Here is a 502-nt window from a genome sequence, read left to right as displayed (position 1 = left end):
CGCTTGAAGGCCATCAACGCCTCGAGCACGCACTTGCGCTCGTCCAGCCAGCCATTGGCCGCTGCCGCCTTGAGCATCGCGTACTCGCCGCTGACCTGGTACGCAAAGGTCGGCACCCGGAATTCCTACTTCACCCGGCGCACCACATCCAGATTCGGCATGCCTGGCTTGACCATCACCATGTCCGCGCCTTCTTCCAGATCCAGGGCGATCTCGCGCAAGGCTTCGTCGCCGTTGGCCGGGTCCATCTGGTAGGTGGTCTTGTCGGCCTTGCCCAGATTGCCGGCGCTGCCCACCGCATCGCGGAACGGGCCGTAGAACGCCGAGGCGTACTTGGCCGAATACGCCATGATGCGCACGTTGAGATGATCGTCGGCATCGAGCGCGCGGCGGATAGCACCGATTCGGCCCTCCATCCTGTCCGACGGCGAAATGCAGCACACGCCCGCCTGCGCCTGCGACACCGCCTGCTTGGACGCGTCCCCGCGCGGGACCTAGGTAG

At 65.5% G+C, this 502-nt stretch carries 1 pseudogene; it reads right to left on the bottom strand.

The features are described from left to right. A pseudogene (locus CSC62_RS17735) lies at positions 1–473 on the bottom strand (porphobilinogen synthase); the annotation flags it as partial. Between the last annotated feature and the right edge of the window lie 29 nt (positions 474–502).

The organism is Pseudoxanthomonas jiangsuensis, from assembly GCF_010093185.1.
Classification (GTDB): domain Bacteria; phylum Pseudomonadota; class Gammaproteobacteria; order Xanthomonadales; family Xanthomonadaceae; genus Pseudoxanthomonas; species Pseudoxanthomonas jiangsuensis.
This window is presented reverse-complemented; position numbering and strand designations above follow the sequence as displayed.